General features: G+C 61.5%; 14 protein-coding genes and 1 pseudogene. 3 read left to right on the forward strand and 12 right to left on the reverse strand.

Annotated elements, in window-relative coordinates:
- Positions 1-118: 118 nt before the first annotated feature.
- Genes H0Z09_RS21965 through rluC form a run of 3 tightly spaced genes read right to left on the reverse strand, consistent with a single transcriptional unit; the run spans position 119 to position 2,732 of the window.
- On the reverse strand, positions 119-1,102 hold the full coding sequence (locus tag H0Z09_RS21965; RefSeq protein ID WP_186693430.1) for a S49 family peptidase: 984 nt from the start codon (positions 1,100-1,102) through the stop codon (positions 119-121).
- A gap of 21 nt (positions 1,103-1,123) precedes the next feature.
- Entirely contained in the window at positions 1,124-1,786 is a 663-nt protein-coding gene (locus H0Z09_RS21970) for an HAD-IA family hydrolase (protein WP_186693432.1), read from the reverse strand.
- The gene (gene rluC, locus H0Z09_RS21975; protein ID WP_076949588.1) at positions 1,773-2,732 is read right to left on the reverse strand and encodes a 23S rRNA pseudouridine(955/2504/2580) synthase RluC; all 960 of its coding nucleotides are present in this window, start codon (positions 2,730-2,732) and stop codon (positions 1,773-1,775) included. The genes H0Z09_RS21970 and rluC overlap by 14 nt, the downstream gene beginning before the upstream one ends.
- 768 nt (positions 2,733-3,500) lie before the next feature.
- On the opposite strand from rluC, the gene rne reads away from it, so the two are divergent.
- The gene (gene rne / locus H0Z09_RS21980; protein WP_186693434.1) at positions 3,501-6,659 is read left to right on the forward strand and encodes a ribonuclease E; all 3,159 of its coding nucleotides are present in this window, start codon (positions 3,501-3,503) and stop codon (positions 6,657-6,659) included.
- 174 nt (positions 6,660-6,833) lie between these two features.
- Here the strand turns inward: rne and H0Z09_RS21985 are convergent, their stop codons facing one another.
- From H0Z09_RS21985 to H0Z09_RS22010, 6 genes are all read right to left on the reverse strand, one after another.
- Complete coding sequence (locus H0Z09_RS21985) at positions 6,834-7,418, reverse strand: NTP transferase domain-containing protein (RefSeq protein WP_186693436.1); 585 nt, start codon at positions 7,416-7,418, stop codon at positions 6,834-6,836.
- Positions 7,415-8,401 carry an XdhC family protein gene (locus H0Z09_RS21990; protein WP_186693438.1) on the reverse strand — a complete coding sequence of 329 codons (987 nt, stop codon included), beginning with the start codon at positions 8,399-8,401 and terminating at the stop codon, positions 7,415-7,417. Before H0Z09_RS21990 ends, H0Z09_RS21985 begins: the two co-directional genes overlap by 4 nt.
- Positions 8,402-8,541: 140 nt before the next feature.
- On the reverse strand, positions 8,542-9,873 hold the full coding sequence (locus H0Z09_RS21995) for a dicarboxylate/amino acid:cation symporter (RefSeq protein ID WP_186693441.1): 1,332 nt from the start codon (positions 9,871-9,873) through the stop codon (positions 8,542-8,544).
- Positions 9,874-10,311: 438 nt separating this feature from the next.
- Positions 10,312-11,658, reverse strand: a complete 1,347-nt coding sequence (locus H0Z09_RS22000; protein WP_186693443.1) for an ATP-binding protein — start codon at positions 11,656-11,658, stop codon at positions 10,312-10,314.
- Positions 11,655-12,332: a response regulator gene (locus H0Z09_RS22005; protein WP_169374733.1), complete on the reverse strand. Its 678-nt coding sequence runs from the start codon at positions 12,330-12,332 to the stop codon at positions 11,655-11,657. The genes H0Z09_RS22000 and H0Z09_RS22005 overlap by 4 nt, the downstream gene beginning before the upstream one ends.
- A gap of 18 nt (positions 12,333-12,350) precedes the next feature.
- A complete protein-coding gene (locus tag H0Z09_RS22010) occupies positions 12,351-12,659 on the reverse strand; it encodes a hypothetical protein (protein ID WP_186693445.1) in 309 nt (102 codons plus the stop codon).
- 128 nt (positions 12,660-12,787) lie between these two features.
- Here H0Z09_RS22010 and H0Z09_RS22015 point away from each other — a divergent pair, with 128 nt between their 5' ends.
- On the forward strand, positions 12,788-13,504 hold the full coding sequence (locus tag H0Z09_RS22015; RefSeq protein WP_186693447.1) for a 4'-phosphopantetheinyl transferase: 717 nt from the start codon (positions 12,788-12,790) through the stop codon (positions 13,502-13,504).
- Positions 13,505-13,587: 83 nt separating this feature from the next.
- Here H0Z09_RS22015 and H0Z09_RS22020 read toward each other — a convergent pair whose 3' ends face one another.
- Together H0Z09_RS22020 and H0Z09_RS22025 are read right to left on the reverse strand one after the other, a co-directional pair.
- Positions 13,588-15,198: an ATP-binding protein gene (locus H0Z09_RS22020; protein ID WP_186693449.1), complete on the reverse strand. Its 1,611-nt coding sequence runs from the start codon at positions 15,196-15,198 to the stop codon at positions 13,588-13,590.
- Positions 15,195-15,920, reverse strand: coding sequence for a response regulator (locus H0Z09_RS22025; RefSeq protein ID WP_186693452.1), 726 nt, complete (start codon positions 15,918-15,920; stop codon positions 15,195-15,197). The genes H0Z09_RS22020 and H0Z09_RS22025 overlap by 4 nt, the downstream gene beginning before the upstream one ends.
- A gap of 681 nt (positions 15,921-16,601) precedes the next feature.
- On the opposite strand from H0Z09_RS22025, the gene H0Z09_RS22030 reads away from it, so the two are divergent.
- Positions 16,602-19,499 carry a ribonucleoside-diphosphate reductase subunit alpha gene (locus H0Z09_RS22030; protein ID WP_076949600.1) on the forward strand — a complete coding sequence of 966 codons (2,898 nt, stop codon included), beginning with the start codon at positions 16,602-16,604 and terminating at the stop codon, positions 19,497-19,499.
- 86 nt (positions 19,500-19,585) lie between these two features.
- On the opposite strand, the pseudogene H0Z09_RS22035 reads toward H0Z09_RS22030, so the two are convergent.
- Positions 19,586-20,269, reverse strand: a pseudogene (locus H0Z09_RS22035) (hypothetical protein); the annotation flags it as partial.

The raw sequence follows: 20,269 nt of genomic DNA on the forward strand, positions 1-20,269 counted from the left end.
TTGCTCGCGAATGCGGTGAATCAGTCGCTATAAATGTCGACTGGTAGACCGCTTTCGCGAGCAAGTCGAATCGTCGCACCGCCGCTCCCACATTTTGAACGGCGTCAGCGCTGAAATATCAGCGCAGCGTCGGGCCCTGGAAGCCCATGTACAACGCCAGCTTTTCAGCCACGCTTGAACCAAGCTTCTTGGAGAACCGATCAAACGGCGACTCCTCAACCGTGAAATCCACCAACTCCTTCTCGCCAATCACATCCCGCGCCACCGAGCTGGCACTGCCCAACGCGTCGACCAAGCCCAGCGGCAACGCCTGCTCGCCGGTCCAGACCAGCCCGGAGAACAGTTCCGGATGGTCTTTATCCTTCAGCCGATCACCGCGCCCCTGTTTCACGCTGGCAATGAACTGGCGATGGGTGGTGTCGAGCACGCCCTGCCAGAATTGGGTTTCATCGGCCTTCTGCGGCTGGAACGGGTCAAGGAACGCCTTGTGCTCGCCCGAGGTGTAGATGCGCCGCTCCACGCCCAGCTTCTCCATGGTGCCGACAAAACCGTAACCGGCCGCCGTCACGCCAATCGAACCGACCAGGCTGGCCTTGTCAGCGTAGATCTGGTCTGCGGCGCTGGCAATGTAATAGGCACCCGAGGCGCCCAGGTCGGCAATCACCGCGTACAGTTTGATATCCGGGTGCAGGCCGCGCAGGCGGCGAATTTCGTCGTACACATAACCCGACTGCACCGGACTGCCGCCCGGGCTGTTGATACGCAGGATCACGCCCTTGACCTTGGGGTCTTCAAACGCTGCCCGCAGGCTGCTGACGAGGTTGTCGGCACTGGCAGGCTCCTTGTCGGCGATCACGCCGCGCACTTCGATCAACGCGGTATAACCGGCGCCACGGGTCGCGCTTTTTTCCATGTCCATCAGCGGGCTGAACAGCACCAGCATGGCGATCAGCCAGGTAAACGTCAGCAGCTTGAAGAAAATCCCCCAACGCCGTGCACGACGCTGCTCCTGGACACTGGCCAGGAGGGTTTTCTCCAGCAGCTTCCAGCTCTTGTCATCACCGCTTTCAGCCTTTTCGGGCGCTTTCCACTCATCACTCATGCCATCAACCCCAGCAAAGACTTATAAAGCCCGGCCGAGCCAGGCCTGCAATTCGGAAAAATGATCAATCGTCAGCCTGGGCTCATAGCATTGCAAGGCCTCGGCAGACTGGGCGCCATAGCTGACCGCCACGCTGTCCATGCCTGCATTGCGCGCCATCATCAGGTCAAAGGAAGCATCGCCCACCATCAAGGCCTGGCGCGGCGATACACCGCAGTGCGCCAGGATCTGCTCCAGCATCAGAGGGTGCGGCTTGCTGGCAGTTTCATCGGCGGCACGGGTGATGTCGAAATAATCTTCCCACCCGTGAGCCTTGAGCACCCGGTCCAGCCCGCGACGGGCCTTGCCGGTGGCGACCGCCAGCTGATAGCCCTCGGCACGGAACGCCTCCAGGGATTGCACCACACCCTCGAACAGCGGCGAGGGCTCAGCTTCCAGGGCGATGTAGTGATCGGCGTAGTGCTCACGGAACGCGACCAGCCCGGCGTCACTGATCTCGGGGTACAAGGTACGGATCGCCTCAGGCAGGCCCAAGCCAATGATGCCCTTGACCGCCAGGTCGCTGCACAGGTCGAAACCCGAGCGGGTCGAGGCCATGTGCATCGATTCGACAATGCGGCCAATGGAGTTGGCCAGTGTCCCGTCCCAGTCGAAAATCAGCAGTTTGTAATCAAGGTGCGACACTCAAGCGCTCCACGGTCTTGGCCCACATCTCATCGACCGGTGCCTGCAGCTTCAGTTCGCCGCCATCGGGCAGCGGCACGGTAAGCATGTAGGCGTGCAGGAACAGGCGCTTGCCGCCCAGGTCGCGGATCTCCTTGGAGAAATCCTCATCGCCGTATTTGGTATCGCCCGCAATGCTGTGGCCCGCGTGCAGGGTGTGCACGCGAATCTGGTGGGTGCGACCGGTGACCGGCTTGGCCTCCACCATCGTGGCGAAGTCACCGAAACGACGCAGCACCTTGAACAGGGTCAGGGCCTCCTTGCCCTCCTCGTCCACTTCGACCATGCGCTCGCCGGAACGCAGGTTGCTCTTCTGCAATGGCGCACGCACGCTTTTGATCGAGCTGGCCCAGTTGCCGCGCACCAGCGCCATGTAGCGCTTGTCGACGCCATCGCCGCGCAGGGCGGTGTGCAGGTGGCGCAGCATGCTGCGTTTCTTGGCGATCATCAGCAGGCCGGACGTGTCGCGGTCCAGGCGATGGACCAGCTCCAGCTCCTTGGCATCGGGGCGCAACTGCCGGAAGGCTTCGATCACGCCGAACGTCAGGCCGCTGCCGCCGTGAACGGCAATCCCGCAGGGCTTGTTGATCACGATGAGTTTGTTATCTTCGAACACGATCGACGCTTCCAGGCGCTGCAACAGGCCCTGGGCCAATGGCACGGGCTCGTCGCGCTCAGGCACGCGCACCGGCGGCACGCGGACGATATCGCCCGCCTGCAGCTTGTACTCGGGCTTGATCCGGCCCTTGTTCACCCGCACTTCGCCTTTACGCAAGATGCGGTAGATCAAGGTCTTGGGCACGCCTTTGAGCCTGGCCAGGAGAAAATTATCGATGCGTTGGCCGGCATATTCCGGCGAGACCTCGAGCAGCTGGACGCTGGGGGTCTGGGGGGCGGTAGTGGTCATGGCGGCGATGATAACAATTTTTTATGGAATTGAAGCACTTAATCATTGCTGCTATAGTCGCGAACGCCGCCAAAAGCGGCCTGGACAGAGGACTTGCGGCAAACTGCCGGCCCTGACCATCGCAATTCATCAGGACGCGAGGCCGTCCTACGGGGTGTTCGCCACCTTGGAAGGCTCAGGATTGTAACAAGCGCAGGTGACATGAGGCCTGAAGCGAGTGCGATACGCAGGGTGAATACTCGCGTGTTGCGCCGATATTTACGGCCAGTTCACAAAGTGCAGTCAGTCTTGGACCAGACCATGGCGAATGCTTCGGAAACAACGCCTGTTAAGAGCCGGATGAGAGCGCAATCGCCCACACCCGGTCTTGTTTAGCCATGAGCGTGGACTCCCCATTGGAGAACACGGTAAATGCCAACCCGCTGCGGATTCTGCGCGCGGCAGCACCCGAATTATCAGGGATACGTGTAGGGTGGAGATGCACAACCGTCGGACCGTGTAGCACTAGGCTTATATTTAGACGCTTCATCTCGTCCACAGTCGCCGGTTGATTCCTCCTCCTGACCTTAGCTTTTGTTGAAGTGGTGCCTTTGTCACCACCGCTAACAAGCAGGACGCGTCCGTCGCGATACCGGCCCAATTGGCCTGTTATTGCTGGACACTGGAGTGGCCAACCACTCTTGACGCACCTGACACCGACCGTGAGAAGTCGTGTGTGCCGAACGCCGTTTCCGGCAGCCCGGAAACCGACGGTACAACATGAAAAGAATGCTGATTAACGCAACTCAACCCGAAGAGTTGCGTGTTGCGCTGGTAGATGGCCAACGCCTCTACGACCTGGACATCGAGTCCGGTGCACGCGAGCAAAAGAAGGCCAACATCTATAAAGGCCGGATTACTCGCATCGAACCAAGCCTTGAGGCTGCCTTTGTCGATTTCGGCTCCGAGCGCCACGGCTTCCTGCCCCTCAAAGAAATCTCCCGCGAGTACTTCAAGAAAGCCCCTGAAGGCCGCGTCAACATCAAGGACGTCCTGAGCGAAGGCCAGGAAGTCATCGTCCAGGTCGAAAAAGAAGAACGTGGCAACAAGGGCGCCGCCCTGACCACCTTCATCAGCCTCGCCGGCCGCTACCTGGTCCTGATGCCGAACAACCCACGTGCCGGCGGCATTTCCCGCCGCATCGAAGGCGAAGAGCGCAATGAACTGCGCGAAGCGCTGAACGGCCTGGTCGCCCCCGCCGACATGGGCCTGATCGTTCGCACTGCAGGCCTTGGCCGCAGCAGCGAAGAAATGCAGTGGGACCTCGATTACCTGCTGCAACTGTGGACCGCCATCAAGGAAGCGTCCCTGGATCGTTCCGCGCCGTTCCTGATCTACCAGGAAAGCAACGTGATCATCCGCGCGATCCGCGATTACCTGCGCCAGGACATCGGCGAAGTGCTGATCGACAGCGTTGAAGCCCAGGACGAAGCCCTGACCTTCATCCGCCAGGTGATGCCGCAGTACGCCAGCAAGATCAAGCTGTACGAAGACAGCGTTCCGCTGTTCAACCGTTTCCAGATCGAAAGCCAGATCGAGACCGCCTTCCAGCGCGTGGTCGAACTGCCTTCCGGCGGCTCCATCGTGATCGACCCGACCGAAGCCCTGGTGTCCATCGACATCAACTCGGCGCGTGCGACCAAAGGCAGCGACATCGAAGAAACCGCCCTGCAGACCAACCTGGAAGCGGCTGAAGAAATCGCCCGCCAGCTGCGCCTGCGTGACATCGGCGGCCTGATCGTGATCGACTTCATCGACATGACCCCCGCCAAGAACCAGCGCGCCGTGGAAGAGAAAGTCCGCGAATGCCTGGAAGCCGACCGTGCCCGCGTGCAAGTCGGCCGTATCTCGCGCTTCGGCCTGCTGGAAATGTCCCGTCAGCGCCTGCGTCCATCCCTGGGCGAAAGCAGCGGCATCGTCTGCCCGCGTTGCAACGGCACCGGCATCATCCGTGACGTTGAATCGCTGTCGCTCGCGATCCTGCGCCTGATCGAAGAAGAAGCCCTGAAAGACCGCACCGCCGAAGTCCGCGCGCAAGTGCCGATCCCGGTTGCTGCGTTCCTGCTCAACGAAAAACGCAACTCGATCACCAAGATCGAATTGCGCACCCGTGCCCGTATCGTCATCCTGCCGAACGATCACCTCGAAACGCCGCACTTCGAAGTGCAGCGCCTGCGCGATGACAGCCCGGAAGCCCACAGTGGCCAGTCCAGCTACGAAATCGCCGCGGCCGCCGCTGAAGTGGAAGAAGTCCAGCCAGCAGCCGCCGCGACCCGCACCCTGGTCCGCCAGGAAGCTGCCGTGAAGACCGCGCCGGCCCGCGCCAACGCACCGATGCCGGTTGAAGCCGCCGCTCCGGTTGCCACACCGGTCGCGATGCCTGAGCCAAGCCTGTTCAAAGGCCTGGTGAAGTCCCTGGTCAGCCTGTTCGCCACCAAGGAAGAGCCCGCTGCTCCCGTCGTGGTTGAAAAACCTGCCGCCGAGCGCCCGGCACGCAACGAAGAACGTCGCAACGGTCGCCAGCAGAGCCGCAACCGCAACGGCCGTCGTGACGAAGAGCGCAAGCCGCGCGAAGAACGTGCGCCGCGTGAAGAGCGCGCACCACGTGAAGAACGCGCACCTCGCGAAGCCCGTGAAGAAACCCCGACCGTAGCCCGTGAAGAACGTGCACCGCGTGAAGAGCGCGCACCACGCACCCCACGTGCTCCGCGTGAAGACCGCAAGCCACGTGGCGAGCGTGAGGAGCGCGTGCGCGAATTGCGCGAGCCGCTGGACGCCGCCCCAGCCGTTGCCGGTGCCGCCGTTGCCGCAGAAGAACGTCCGGCTCGCCAGCCGCGTGAAGAACGTGCGCCACGTGAAGAACGTCAACCTCGCGCTCCGCGTGAAGAGCGTCAACCACGTGCCGAACAAACCGCCGCGGCCAGCGAAGAAGAAGAGCTGTTGACCGGCGAAGAGCAACTGCAGGAAGACGGTCAGGACAACGCCGAAGGCGATCGTCCACGCCGCCGCTCCCGTGGCCAGCGTCGTCGCAGCAACCGTCGTGAGCGTCAGCGTGATGCCAACGGCAACGTGATCGAAGGCTCGGAAGAAGCCGGCGAACACACAGAAGCAACCAGCAACGAACCGACTGGCGCCGAACTGGCTGCCGGCCTGGCCGTTACCCCTGCCGTCGCCAGCTCGGTCATCAGTGCACCAGCTGAAGCCCAGGCTCACGAACAGGCTGAACGCGCTACTGCGGCTGTTGAAGAAACCGCTGTTGTGCAAGCACCTGCCGCCGACGCCCCTGTAGCTGAAACGCCGGCTGTTGAAGCGCCTGCCGTTGAAGCTCCAGTGGTTGAAGCACCGGTTGTCGAAGCGACTACCCCGATCGAAGCGCCAGTCGTTCCGGAAGTGGAAGTTGCACAGGCGCCGCACGCCCAGCCGGAAGTCGAAGTGGCCGCTGCAGAACCCGCCACCGTGGTTGAGCCTGAGCCAGTGGTTGAAACACCGGTTGTCGAAGCCGTCCCGGAAGTGCGTCACGCTTTTGAAGAAAAGCGCGAAGAACAGACCGCCTTCCAATGGACTGCCGAGCCTGCCGCTGCGGTTGAAACGCCCGCCCCTGCCCCAGTGGTAGAGGAAGCGCCGGCACCGGTTGCCGAGGTCGAGGTTGTCGAGCCTGCCCCGGTGGTTGAGCCAGCTCCGGTCGTGGAACCTGCACCCGTTGTCGAAGCGCCGGTAGAAGCCGAAGTGGTTGCGCCAGTGGTTGAGGCCGCACCGGCCAGCGCCCTGACCGAAAACGGCCGTGCGCCGAACGACCCACGTGAAGTGCGTCGTCGTCGCAAGGAAGCTGAGGCCGCCGCTGCTGCTGCGGCACGGGAAGCAGAGCACGAGACCAAACCGCTCGCCTGATTCCAACCGCTGTAAAAAGCCCCGCCTGAGTGATCAGGCGGGGCTTTTTTATGCTATTCGGAAAACGCCACAGATCCAATGTGGGAGCGGGCTTGCTCGCGAATGCGGTGTGTCAGTTGATATATTTATGACTGAACCACCGCTTTCGCGAGCAAGCCCGCTCCCACAGTTGGATCATCTGAAATTCAATAAATGTGGCACGTCCACATCCCACAACACACCGGGATCATCTACCCGCACTTCGCGCACCATCGCCTGGGCAAACAGAGACTTGGCCCCACGATCCCCCGTCAACCCCATCAAGCCCGGCCCAAACGCTCGGCCAAACGCCACAGGATGACCATACCGACCCTCCTGCACCGGTACGCTGATGCCATCCTCCTCCAGCCCATCGATCACCCGCTCAATGCTCGATGACTGAATAAACGGCATATCCCCCAGTACGACCAGCCAACCGTCCACAGAGCCGCTGGCGGCCACCGCTGCCGCAATACTCTCGCCCATACCGGCCGAGCGTAGCAGCAGCACTTTGCAGCCATACGCCTTGGCCAACCGAATGACTTCCGTTCGCTCCGGTGACGTCACCACCCAACGCCTTGCGATGCGCACCGGCAGGTTCACCAGCACCTGCTCGATTACCGGCCGAATCACGCCATCCAGGCCGACACAATCAGCCAACAACTTATCCCGATCTGCCCCCGCTTCGGCGCGGAAACGGCTGCCCTGCCCCGCCGCCAGTACAATCGCCGTCACTGTCACTCGGCCACCACCGGCAACGGTTTCTTCTGCATCGGCGCCACGCCGTTCTTGATCGCTACAATTTCCGCCATCAGCGACAGTGCGATTTCCGACGGGGTATGGCTGCCGATATGCAAACCGATCGGCCCGTGCAGGCGCGCAATCGCCTGCTCCGACAGCCCCAGTGCCGCCAGGTTTTCCCGGCGTTTCTGGCTGTTGACCCTGGAGCCGAGCGCACCGATGTAGAACGCGCTGGAATTAAGCGCCGTCAGCAGCGCCATATCGTCCAGTCGCGGGTCATGGGTTAGGCAGACGATGGCCGTGCGCTCATCGGTCTGGATGTTCAGCACCGCTTCATCGGGCATGCCTGGTACAAAACGGCCGTGCTGTTCTTCCCAGCCGTAGACGAACTCTTCGCGTGGGTCGCAGATCAGCACTTCGAAATCCAGCAAGCGCGCCATTTCGGCCACGTAGCGCGACAACTGCCCCGCGCCGATCAGCAACAGGCGCCAGCGTGGGCCGTAGATCGCGCGCAAGCGCTCGCCATCAAAGGTCACCACGTCGGTCTTGCTCGCGCTGCTCAAGGTGACTTGGCCGCCGGCCAGGTCCAGCTCACGCGCGACGATCTGATGATCTTCACAACGGGCCAACAACTCCGTGACCCACGCCCACTCATCCACACGCTCCTCGGTCAGGCGCAGCGTACCGCCACACGGTAGGCCAAAACGCGCAGCCTCATCACGGGTGACGCCGTAGGTCACCAACTGCACCGGCGGCCCATCTTCAGGCAAGCGGCCATCCTGCAGTCGCGCGATCAAGTCATCCTCGATGCAACCACCCGACACCGAGCCGATCACCACCCCGTCGCCACGCAACGCCAACATTGCTCCCGGTGGGCGCGGCGCGCTGCCCCAGGTCTGCACCACGCTGTACAACACCACGCGATGCCCGGCGCGGCGCCATTCGAGCACGCTACGCAGGACATTCAGATCCACACTGTCCACACAACCTCCTGCAAGCGTTTCAACCGATTCACTTACTGTAAAACAAAAGCCACTGACGTGATGTGCCGGAAACGCAAACGCCCCGAACCAGTCGGGGCGTTTGTGTGTTGCTGACGGCGTTAGTTCACGCCATCTGCCGCTTACTTGACCACAGGTGCAGGGCCTTCGGCCACGCCCAGGTCGTCGATTTCGCGGGTTTCGGAGATACCGGTACCGCCGGATGCCAGCTCGCTTTGCAGCTTGTCGGTGTCCAGTTCCTTGACCCACTTGGCCACAACGATGGTGGCAACGGCGTTACCCACCAGGTTGGTCAGCGCGCGGGCTTCGGACATGAAGCGGTCGATACCCAGGATCAGCGCCAGGCCGGCAACCGGCAGGTGGCCGACAGCCGACAGGGTGGCAGCCAGCACGATGAAGCCCGAGCCGGTTACACCTGCAGCGCCCTTGGAGGACAGCAGCAGCACCAGCAGCAGGGTGATCTGGTGGGTGATGTCCATGTGGGTGTCGGTCGCCTGGGCGATGAACACGGCCGCCATGGTCAGGTAGATCGATGTACCGTCCAGGTTGAACGAGTAGCCAGTCGGGATCACCAGGCCAACCACGGATTTCTTCGCGCCCAGACGCTCCATCTTGATCAGCATGCGCGGCAGTGCCGACTCGGAAGACGACGTACCCAGCACGATCAGCAGCTCTTCACGGATGTAGCGGATCAGTTTGATCACGCTGAAGCCGTGGGCGCGGCAGATACCGCCCAGCACCACCAGCACGAACAGCAGGCAGGTGATGTAGAAGCAGATCATCAACTGGCCCAGTTGCACCAGCGAACCTACGCCGTAGGCACCGATGGTGAACGCCATGGCGCCCAGGGCACCGATAGGCGCGAGCTTCATGATCATGTTGATGATGTTGAACATCACGTGGGCGAAGCGATCGATGAAGTCCAGCACCGGCTTGCCATAGGCACCCAGGCGATGCAGGGCGAAACCGAAGATCACCGAGAACATCAGCACTTGCAGGATGTCGCCGTTGGCGAAGGCGCCGACGATGGTGTTCGGGATGACGTTGAGGATAAAGCCGACGATGCTCTGGTCCTTACCGGCGGTGACGTAGGCCGCTACTTTGGAAGCGTCCAGCGTCGCTACGTCGATGTGCATGCCGGCGCCCGGTTGCACGACGTTGACCACGATCAGGCCGATCAGCAGCGCAATGGTGGAAACGACTTCGAAGTACAGCAGCGCGTAGCCGCCGGTTTTGCCGACCGATTTCATGCTCTGCATGCCAGCGATGCCGCTGACAACGGTGCAGAAGATGATCGGGGCGATGACCATTTTGATCAGTTTGATGAACCCGTCACCCAGTGGCTTGAGGGCCACGCCGGTCTGCGGGTAGAAGTGACCGAGCAAGATGCCGATTACGATTGCAACGATCACCTGGAAATACAGGGATTTATAGATTGGCTGACGAGTCGTCATTGCAAAGTTCCTCAATCGTCCCGTGTGGCAAATATCCGCCATTGCCCACGACACTTGAATTGCGAACCCTCCTGCACTGGAGGGATTTGTTGTTTGCGAGACCGGAAGGGCCAGGCCTGCGCTGTAGTCCTTATCGCAAACGCCGTGCCACTTTGCTGAAAAAGGTTGGAGGCCTTTAGACATCAGGGCTTGGGGCATCCATGCCCCCTCCCCCGCACTGACTCAAGTGGCGGTTTTCCGCCGGGCTGTCCGATCCCGTCCTACAATTTGGCGGATATCCGCCTTATGAGCCTATCGGGAAGGTGTGCCGCTTCTACTGACGCTTTTGCGAGCAAGCCCGCTCCCACATTTGGAATGTATTCACAATTTTAAGTGTGGGAACCCGGTCAAATGTGGGAGCGGGCTTGCTCGCGAAGAGGCCTGCACCGCCAATGGGGATCACAAGGCCGGAAAATGAATCTTGAACGCCGCCCCGCCCAAAGGCGAGTCCACCAAAGTCAGCCGCGCGCCGTAGCTTTCAATGATGTCCTTGACCACTGCCAACCCGATCCCCTGCCCCGGATGCTGGCGGTCCAGCCGTTCGCCCCGTTGCAGGATCCGCGCACGCTGGTCCGGCGGCACACCCGGCCCATCATCTTCTATACACAGCTCACTGCCTTCCTCGCTCTGCACCAGGCTGATACGCACTTCGCTCAAGCACAGGCGATAGGCGTTTTCCAGCAGGTTGCCGAGCAATTCGAGCAAGGCGCCTTTCTCGATGGGCACGTCGCAGTCTTCCGGCAGCTTGTAGGACACCGTAACGCGCTTGTCGCGGTAGACCTTGTCCAGCGTGTCGCACAGGCTTTTCAGCACCGGAGCCAGGCGCACCTGGTGGCGCACCAGGCCGCTTTTGCGCAGGCTGGCGCGTTGCAACTGGTAGCTGATCTGCTGGCTCATGCGCTCGATCTGTGACTGCAGCACCCAAGCCTGGTCGCGGTCTTCGGGGCGTTGGGCCATGTCTTCGCTCACGCCCTGCAGCACCGCCAGCGGGGTTTTCAGGCTGTGGGCCAGGTCGTCGAGGGAATCGCGGTAACGCGCCCGCTGTTCACGCTCGCTGTGCAGCAAGCGGTTGAGGGAGCCGGTGAGGCGCAGCAATTCGCGCGGGTGTTGTTCGGAGAGGCTCTCGCGGATGCCGCCTTCGATCTGGTCGAGTTCCTGGCTCAGCCGGCGCAGGGCTTGCAGGCCCCAGGTCAAGCCCAGCCAGAGCAAGGTCAGCAATACCAGCAGCGCCGCGCCGAAGCCCAGGTAGAGGTTTTCGCGCAGGCCTTCGAGGGTCAACTGGTATTCGCGCACCGGTTGCAGGGCCACGATGCTGAACGCGGCACTCTTGCCGCCCAGCAGCCTGACCTCGACGTCATACACGAAGAATTCCTGGCCATCGGCTTCGCGAATCCGCGCAAATTCATTGCCGCGCCCGTCGTAGCGCGGTTTGTAGTTGATGTTTTCTTCCTTGGTCGCCCGCGAGCGCCAGACCAGGTGGCCTTCGCGGTCATAGATGTAGCCGAGCAGGCGGCTGTCGGTGAGGTTGAAGCGTTCGTCCGGCAACTGCGCGGGCATTTGCAGGTGGTTATTCTCCACCCGTGCGGCGGAAATCAGCGTGGTGACGTCCGAGGCCAGGCGCTGTTCGATGGAATCCTGCAACGCCAGGCTGAACGCCCCCTGCATGGCCGGCAACAAGCCCAGCATGAACAGCACGGCCAGGGTGGCGGCCGCCAGCATCAAGCGCACGCGTAGCGAGCGAATCAACGGCAGCGCTCATTGAACAGGTAGCCCAAGCCACGCACGGTGTCGATCGGCTTGAACCCGGCCGGGCCTTCCAGCTTGCGGCGCAGGCGGCCGACCAGCACTTCGATGACATTCGGGTCGCGCTCGTCGTCATCGGGGTAGAGCTGCTCCATCAAGCGGTCCTTGGGGACCACCTGCTGGTGATGGCGCATCAGGTATTCAAGGATGCGGTATTCATAGGCCGTCAACGCCAGCGGCTGTTCGTCGAGGGACGCCTGCTTGCGGTTGAGGTCCAGCAACAAGGGCCCGGCGACAATGGTCGACTGGGTAAAGCCACTGGAGCGGCGCAGCAAGGCATTCATCCGCGCCTCCAGCTCTTCGAACTGGAACGGCTTGACCACGTAGTCATCGGCGCCGGCGGCCAGGCCTTCGACCTTATCCTGCCAGTTGCCGCGGGCCGTGAGGATCAGGATCGGGAAGGTCTTGGCCTGGGTGCGCAACTGGCGGATCAGGTCGAGGCCGCCCATGCCGGGCAGGCCCAGGTCGATGATCGCCAGGTCGTGGTTGAACTGGCCGGTCTGGTACAGCGCCTCTTCGGCATTGGCCACGGCTTCGACCACATGGCCGCTGTCGGTCAGGCGGGTAAACAGGTGATGACGCAGCAGCGCCTCATCTTCCACCACCAGCAATTTCATAAGGCTCTCCAAGGCAAATCAACTGTCCGACAGAGGGATATCATAGCGGCCTTGCAGGTCTTGCGGGCGCAGTTTAATGCCATTGAACTGGCCGCTCAGGTGTTCATAACCGGCGCGGTAACCCGGCTGCGGGGTTGCCAGGCCCAGGGACTGGCCCCAGGGCGTGGCTTGGCTGCCAACGTCTTCAAAGCTCACACGCTGGATCAGGCTGCTGGTTTTCCTGGTTTTCTCCCTGCCGAACTCGGCGAACCCACCCTCAGAGGCCTGGGCTCCGGCGGTGGCACTGAGCAGGGTCAAGGCCAGTATCAGCTTTTTGATCGCAGTCATGGTGTGTTACCTCATACGCGTTTTGGCTGTTGCGATCAGCCTACGCAAACGCCCCTGAACTGCCCCTGAACAAGCGCCGAACCGCTACGGGCTATGCGCGGCAAACGCAACTGGGCAAAATACCGCCCATGAATTCCCTTCCCGCTTGCTGCACCCCGCTTGACGCCCACTGGCCGCTGCCCGAACCCTTACCCGGCACGGTGTTTTTCAGCACGCGTTTTGACCCGGCCTTGTTAGCGACGGGCGATTTCCAGCGCAGCGCCGTGCCGCCGCCGGCCAGCATCCAGCGCTCGGTGGCCAAGCGCCAGGCCGAGTTTCTGGCCGGCCGGCTCTGCGCGCGCGCTGCGCTGCAACAGCTCGATCATCTCGACTGCATCCCCGCCATCGGCGACGACCGTGCGCCGGTGTGGCCAGCGTCTGTCAGCGGTTCGATCACCCACAGCACCGGGCATGCCGCGGCGATTGTCGGGCGCAAGGCGCAATGGCGCGGGCTGGGCATGGACCTGGAGAGTCTGCTGTCACTGGAGCGGGCCGAGCGCTTGGCCGGGGAGATTCTGACCGCTGATGAATTGCAGCGCATGGGTGCGCTGGACCGCGAGCAGATCGCTTTGTTGGTGACGCTGACGTTTTCGGCCAAGGAGAGCCTGTTCAAGGCGCTGTATCCGATCGTGGGCAAGCGCTTTTACTTTGAGCATGCCGAGGTGCTGGAGTGGTCAGAGGCCGGGCATATAAGGCTGCGGTTGCTGACGGACCTGTCCAGCGAATGGTGTCATGGCAAGGAGCTGGTGGGGCAGTTTGCGGTGGATGGGGGGCAGTTGTTGAGCCTGATGGCTGTTGGCGCCTGAAAGATAGCTATCGCAGGCAAGCCAGCTCCCACCTTGGAATGCATTTCAACCTGTGGGAGTCGGGCTTGCCCGCGATGGCGATGTCAGGGTTTGCCCTGCTCCCTGGGCCAGCTCAGGCTGAAGCACGCGCCCCCCAGATTATTGCTCTTGCCGATCAGCGCCCGCCCGCCGTGCCAGTAGATGATCCGCCGCACGATCGACAGCCCCAGGCCATGCCCACCCGAGGCGCGCGTGCGGCTGTCGTCCAGGCGCAGGAACGGCGTGAAGATGCGCTCCCAGGCGCTTTCCGGTACGCCCGGGCCGTCGTCTTCCACATCGATGCGGCAACGCACCTGGCCCACCTGATAACTGATCAGGACCCGCCCCTGGGCGTGGCGCATGGCATTGCTCACCAGGTTCTGCAGGGCACGGTGCAGGTAACGCGGTTCGGCGTCGACCCAGGCGTCGTCCCAATGCGCCGAAGACAGGCAGATACCTCGGGCCACCTCTATCTGCGCACGCAGTGGCGATAATTCGCCGATCACCTGATCAAGCAGGGCATTGAGGTCGACCCGCTGGAAATTCAGCGCCGGCGAGCCTTGTTCCAGGCGCGCGTAAGTGAGCATTTCGTCAACCAGGCCATCGAGGTCCTGGATATCGCTGTCCATGCCTTCCAGGTATTTGCGCCGCGCCTCGGCGGTGGTGGCATCGCCGACCATCTCCAGGCCGAAACGCAGGCGCGCCACCGGCGTGCGCAGTTCGTGGGACACCGCGCGCACCAGTTCGCGCTGGATCGCCAGCAACTGCTGCAGGTGCTCGGCCATGCCATTGAACGCTGCGGCCAGGCGCCCTACCGAGTCGGCGCCGCGGGCCGGTACGCGAACTTCCAGGTTACCCTGGGCGATGCGGGTGGCGGCGGCTTCCAGGCCCTTCAAGCGGCGCTCCAACTGACGCACCAACAGATAGACGATCAACCCGATCAGGGTCAGCCCGATCAAGGCAATCAGGATCAGCCAGTGCGCCGGGTAAGGGTTCATCTGATACAGCGGGCCGATTTCCAGCACCCACGGCGTACCGACCATGCCGGCAAACACACGGATGGAATCGCCGCCCTTGCCCAGAGCCATCACCGTATCGCCCTCCGATACACGGCGGCGCTGGTCTTCGTCCATATCGGCCTGGTCGAGCGTCATCAGGTGCATATCGAAGCCAAACCCCTTGGCCTCTTTTATATCCGCCAGGCGCTGTGGCTGCTCGGCCACCGGGAAGCGCACCAGTTCGTCGGCGAGCAAATAGATCGTCGCCCGCGCCAACTGTTCGCTGATCTGCTGCACTTCGCCCTCGAGCACAAGCGGCTCCTGGCCACCAACCCAGCGCAGTACCCGCGCCGCATGAGGCCCGGTCTGCTCAACCAGTACCTGGCCGCGTTGCAGGCGATTGCGCTGGCTCAGGTCCAGCGGCGTATCGGCGAGGGCGCGCAATGCCAGCGGAATGCCCAGCAACCGCTCCCACACGGCCAGGGCACGCTGGCGTTCGATGGGGCTCATGGGTTGCAAGTTGTCGCCCATCAAGGCAAAGGTGCCGTGGGCCAGGCGCTCGCGGTATTGGCCGCTGCGCACTTCGTTGAGCAGGTGCAACGCCAGCACGCCCAGCAGCGCCACGAGGATCAACGCGGCGCACATGCCGCCGTAGATACGCAGGAAGATCGAGTTCACAACGGCATGTCGGCGCAGGCTTCGGGGACGAACAGGTAGCCTTTGCTGCGGATGGTCTTGATCAGGCGCGGGTGGATCGGATCATCGCCGATTTTCGGGCGAATTCGCGAGATGCGCACGTCGATGGAGCGGTCCTGGCCGTCATAGCCGATGCCGCGCAGGGCGATGAAGATCTCTTCGCGGGACAGGATCCGCCCGGCATTCGCCACCAGCAGCCACAGCAAGTCGAATTCGGCGCTGGTCAGTTCGATACCGGCACTGTTCAGCCAGGCCTCGCGCAGGGCGTTGTCCACCACCAGGGGGCCGAACTGCAGGCGGCGCTGATTCTCCACGGCCACAGGTTCCGCCGGTTCACTGCGCCGCAGCAAGGCCTGGATGCGCGCCAGCAGCAAACGCGGGCGCACGGGTTTGCACACATAGTCGTCGGCACCCATGTCCAGGCCCAGCACCTGGTCCATGTCGTCGGTGCGCGCGGTGAGCATCAGGATCACACCGTCATAGCGCTCGCGCACTCTGCGGCAAATGCTCAAGCCGTCTTCGCCGGGCAGCATCAGGTCGAGGATCACCAGGTCCGGCTGCTCGGTAATGATGCGCGCCGCCGCCAGCGCGCCGTCGCCTTCCACCGAAACCCGCAGGCCATGGCTCTGCAGGTATTCGCAGGTCAATTGCGCCAGCCGTTCGTCATCCTCGACGATCAGGATTTGCCAGGCTTCTTGCTCCATGCGCTACCTCATTGTTATTGGAAAATGGTCAGGCCGGCGCAGTTTCAAATGTGGGAGCGGGCTTGCTCGCGAAAGCGGTGGATCAGTTAGCACACCTATAACTGACACACCGCTTTCGCGAGCAAGCCCGCTCCCACATTAGATATCCACCGGCCATACCCTGATTGTCATGTTTGGAGGGCATAACGGGGGTCGATTGTAGCCATGCTCCAACCCTCAAGCACAAGCCGGGAAATGCATTCGGTGAACGCGTTTTTATGTGATAGGGTTCGCGCCCTTCGAAAATGGCCAGGTTGTTTTTGGTTCGAAACATTTAATGACAAACGGTGCAATACCGCTGCAATGCGGCCTACACGCCTGTTCGGCCTTTCTTACACATTTTACCCACAGCGTTATCCACAGGTTACTCCGTTGCTAACCCCTCGAAAACGCATTATCTTGTACCTCGGCGCTCAAGTAGACCCTACATGTAGGGTTTTCAACCAAAGCGCCCAACCACACAAGTGGCTCGAAACTCAAGCGTTTTATTGCTTGCGCAGCGTTGAACAAACAGATTTTCAGTAGACCAAACCGCTCACGCGGATGGCAGCTGTTCTCCATCCCCGACATGGAAAACGGTACGGGTGTTGCAGGAAAAACCTGACACTCGCAATCAAATATAGAACGTGGAGACAACCCCCCATGCAAACCGACACAACTCGCGAGAACCCGCAAGGCTCCGTGCCGCAGGCCGCTGATTCGAACCAGGATCTGGCCGCCACCGCACCTGGCCAATTGCGCGTGATCAAGCGTAACGGCACTGTCGTTCCTTACACCGATGACAAAATTACCGTCGCCATCACCAAAGCGTTTCTTGCAGTTGAAGGCGGCACCGCTGCCGCTTCGTCGCGCATCCACGACACCGTTGCCCGCCTGACCGAACAAGTCACCGCCACCTTCAAGCGTCGCATGCCTTCGGGCGGCACCATCCACATCGAAGAAATCCAGGACCAGGTCGAACTGGCCCTGATGCGTGCCGGCGAACAGAAAGTCGCCCGCGACTACGTGATCTACCGTGATTCGCGCGCCAAGGAGCGTGCCGTGCGCACCCCGGCCGAAGAGGCTGCCGTGCAGGCTCACCCTTCGATCCGCATCACCCTGGCCGACGGCAGCTTCGCGCCGCTGGACCTGGGCCGCCTGAACACCATCATCACCGAGGCCTGCGAAGGCCTGGAAGAAGTCGACGGCGACCTGATCCAGCGCGAAACCCTGAAGAACCTGTACGACGGCGTGGCCCTCACCGACGTCAACACCGCCCTGGTGATGACCGCCCGTACCCTGGTTGAACGCGAGCCGAACTACTCGTTCGTGACCGCGCGCCTGCTGATGGACACCCTGCGCGCCGAAGGCCTGGGCTTCCTGGGCGTGGCCGACAGCGCCACCCACCACGAGATGGCCGACCTGTACGCCAAGGCCCTGCCGGCCTACATCGCCAAGGGCATCGAATTCGAATTGCTGAACCCGATCCTGGCCACCTTCGACCTGGAAAAACTCGGCAAGGCGATCAACCACGAGCGCGACCAGCAGTTCACCTACCTGGGCCTGCAGACCCTGTACGACCGTTACTTCATCCACAAGGACGGTATCCGCTTCGAACTGCCGCAAGTGTTCTTCATGCGCGTGGCCATGGGCCTGGCCATTGAAGAGAAGCACAAGGAAGACCGCGCGATCGAGTTCTACAACCTGTTGTCGTCCTTCGACTACATGTCGTCGACCCCGACCCTGTTCAACGCCGGCACCCTGCGTCCACAGTTGTCGAGCTGCTACCTGACCACCGTGCCGGATGACCTGTCGGGCATCTACCACGCGATCCACGACAACGCCATGTTGTCCAAATTCGCCGGCGGCCTGGGCAACGACTGGACCCCGGTGCGTGCACTGGGTTCGTACATCAAGGGCACAAATGGTAAATCCCAGGGCGTTGTGCCGTTCCTGAAAGTCGTGAACGACACCGCCGTAGCCGTGAACCAGGGTGGCAAGCGCAAAGGCGCCGTGTGTGCCTACCTGGAAACCTGGCACATGGACATTGAAGAGTTCATCGAGCTGCGCAAGAACACCGGTGATGACCGTCGTCGTACCCACGACATGAACACCGCCAACTGGATCCCGGACCTGTTCATGAAGCGCGTCTTCGATGACGGCCAGTGGACCCTGTTCTCGCCTTCCGAAGTACCGGACCTGCACGACCTGACCGGCAAGGCCTTCGAGGAACGCTACGAGTACTACGAAGCCCTGGCCCAGTACCCTGGCAAGATCAAGCTGTCCAAGACCATCCAGGCCAAAGACCTGTGGCGCAAGATGCTCTCGATGCTGTTCGAGACCGGCCACCCATGGCTGACCTTCAAGGACCCGTGCAACCTGCGCAGCCCGCAGCAGCACGTGGGCGTGGTCCACAGCTCGAACCTGTGCACCGAGATCACCTTGAACACCAACAAGGACGAGATCGCCGTTTGCAACCTGGGCTCGATCAACCTGCCGAACCACATCGTCAACGGCAAGCTGGATACCGCCAAGTTGGAACGTACCGTCAACACCGCCGTACGCATGCTCGATAACGTGATCGACATCAACTACTACTCGGTGCCGCAGGCGCAGAACTCCAACTTCAAGCACCGTCCGGTCGGCCTGGGCATCATGGGCTTCCAGGACGCCTTGTACCTGCAGCACATCCCTTACGGTTCGGATGCTGCGGTCGAGTTCGCCGACAAGTCCATGGAAGCGGTCAGCTACTACGCGATCCAGGCTTCCTGCGACCTGGCCGACGAGCGCGGCGCCTACGAGACGTTCCAGGGTTCGCTGTGGTCCAAGGGCATCCTGCCGCTGGACTCGCAACAGATCCTGATCGAACAGCGTGGCCAGAAGTACATCGACGTTGACCTGAACGAATCCCTGGACTGGGCGCCGGTACGTGCCCGTGTGCAGAAAGGTATTCGTAACTCCAACATCATGGCCATCGCTCCGACCGCGACCATCGCCAACATCACCGGCGTATCGCAGTCGATCGAACCGACCTATCAGAACCTGTATGTGAAATCGAACCTGTCGGGCGAATTCACCGTGATCAACCCGTACCTGGTTCGCGACCTCAAGGCCCGCGGCCTGTGGGACTCGGTCATGATCAACGACCTGAAGTACTACGACGGTTCCGTGCAGCAGATCGAGCGCATCCCGCAGGAGCTCAAGGAGCTCTACGCGACCGCTTTCGAAGTGGACACCAAGTGGATCGTTGACGCGGCCAGCCGTCGTCAGAAGTGGATCGACCAGGCGCAGTCGCTGAACCTCTACATTGCCGGCGCTTCGGGCAAGAAGCTCGACGTGACCTACCGCATGGCCTGGTACCGTGGCCTGAAAACCACGTACTACCTCCGTGCCCTGGCCGCGACCAGCACCGAGAAGTCGACCATCAACACCGGCAAGCTGAACGCGGTGTCCAGCGGCGGCAACCACGGTGATGATTCGGTACTCGCCGCACCAGCCGGCCCGGCACCCGTGCCTAAGGCGTGTGCGATTGACGAGCCGGATTGCGAAGCTTGCCAATAAGCTGAGCCGGTTCCGGGGTTAAGCGCCTTGGAGTGAAACCCCCGATCAGTCCTGGATACAGTTGGATTGATCGGGGTTTTTTTGTCTCAATTACCAAACAATACGGTTGCAGTACCTGATCCAGGCGTGCCACCTCGCTGCCCCCAAAGCTCTATGCGCCCATCCAGGACGGCCATGGAATGCCCTCCATATTCCACTGTCCCTACTTTGCTTCGTCGTAAATCAGCATCCGTGGCTGCCCGGATATTATTCTTCAAGCCCAAGCGAACTAGACCCTCCCGGCTATACTCACCATCATTGAGAGAAAGCATTGCGTTATAAAAGCTCTGCCCTCGAAGCCCATCGTTTCCTTCCTTTTGCACACGCTTGACACTCGCGGCATACATAAAATTGGCGTCCGTCAGCATGGAGGGATCGTCACCTTTGAAACGAGCGTATTGCGCCGCCATTTTTAATTCGTTTTTGGAAACGTGGACCGAAAAATTATCCCGCATCACTACGTCCCACCCGTCACCTGCCTCCTTCACACTTTTAAAGACATCGGTAGGTTTCTGACCGAAATGCATCATCGCCGCCTTGATTGCCGAAACAGTCACGCAATTTCCAACGTCGCCTTGACTGAATCCACTCCAGATGTTGTTCGGTTTTTTCCCAGGATTACTGTTGTCAACTTTGTAATCGTAGTGCTTGGCCCCTTCGGTAAGCGGCCGGTTGCTCATCGGCTCACTTGGGCCGAAATCTGCTGGGTTGACCGAGCCTCCCCTCCCGCC

It is taken from the genome of Pseudomonas sp. SWRI18 (assembly GCF_014268345.1).
GTDB classification, from domain to species: domain Bacteria; phylum Pseudomonadota; class Gammaproteobacteria; order Pseudomonadales; family Pseudomonadaceae; genus Aquipseudomonas; species Aquipseudomonas cedrina.